General features: G+C 40.4%; 1 protein-coding gene. It reads left to right on the forward strand.

The genetic code is table 11. The annotated features are described in order from the left end of the window. Window positions 1-1,171 (forward strand): elongation factor Tu (gene tuf / locus IHO13_RS05505; RefSeq protein ID WP_255586117.1); only part of this gene is annotated, 1,171 nt, incomplete at both ends.

Consider the following 1,171-nt stretch of genomic DNA (forward strand, 5'->3'; position numbering starts at 1 on the left):
ACACAAGTAGTAGAAGCATTTGGCAAGCCGCATATGAATGTGGGGACAATAGGACATGTAGATCATGGGAAGACGACATTGACAGCAGCAATAACAAAGTATTATGGGAATTTTGTAGCATACGATCAAATAGATAAAGCACCAGAGGAGAGGAAAAGGGGAATAACGATCGCAACAGCACACGTTGAATATCAGACGGAAAAGAGGCATTATGCACACGTTGATTGTCCTGGGCATGCTGACTATGTAAAAAACATGATAGTAGGCGCAGCGCAGATGGATGCGGCAATATTGGTAGTGTCAGGGGTTGATGGTCCAATGCCACAAACAAGGGAACACATATTATTGGCAAAGCAAGTTGGTGTTAAGCATATTGTGGTATACATAAATAAAGCTGATGTTGCTGATCACGATATGATTGGTTTAGTGGAGATGGAAGTCAGAGAATTGCTAACAAAGTATGGCTTTCCTGGAGATGAAGTACCAGTTATTGTGGGTTCAGCATTAAAAGTGCTGGAAGGTGAAGAAAATAGTGAACATGGAAAAAAATCAATGGATAAATTGATGAAAGCATTAGATGAGTATGTGCCTAATCAGCCGAGGCCTGTGGATTTACCATTTTTAATGCCAATAGAAGATGTATTTTCGATATCGGGGCGTGGAACTGTGGTAACAGGAAGAATAGAAAAGGGAGAAATAAAGATGGGTGAGGAGATAGAAATAATAGGTCTGAAAGCAACGCAAAAGACAATATGTACAGGTGTTGAGATGTTTAAGAAGTTACTGGACAAAGGATGTGCAGGACTCAATGTAGGGATATTGTTGAGGGGAACAAAGAGAGAAGAAGTGGAAAGAGGGCAGGTATTAGCAAAGCCAGGAACAATAATGCCGCATAAGAAGTTTAAGTCGGAAGTGTATATATTGAAGAAAGAGGAAGGAGGAAGGCATACGCCATTTTTTGCAAATTATCAGCCGCAATTTTATATAAGGACGACAGATGTAACGGGAAGTATAAAATTGCTGGAAGGGAAAGAGATGGTAATGCCGGGAGATAATGTAAGTATAGAAGTGGAATTGCAAGTATCAATAGCGATAGATAAGGGGCTGCGTTTTGCAATAAGAGAGGGTGGTAGAACTGTTGGTTCTGGTGTTGTTTCTGAAATTTTGGAGT

The sequence above is a fragment of the Wolbachia endosymbiont of Mansonella perstans genome, from assembly GCF_020278605.1.
Classification (GTDB): Bacteria; Pseudomonadota; Alphaproteobacteria; order Rickettsiales; family Anaplasmataceae; genus Wolbachia.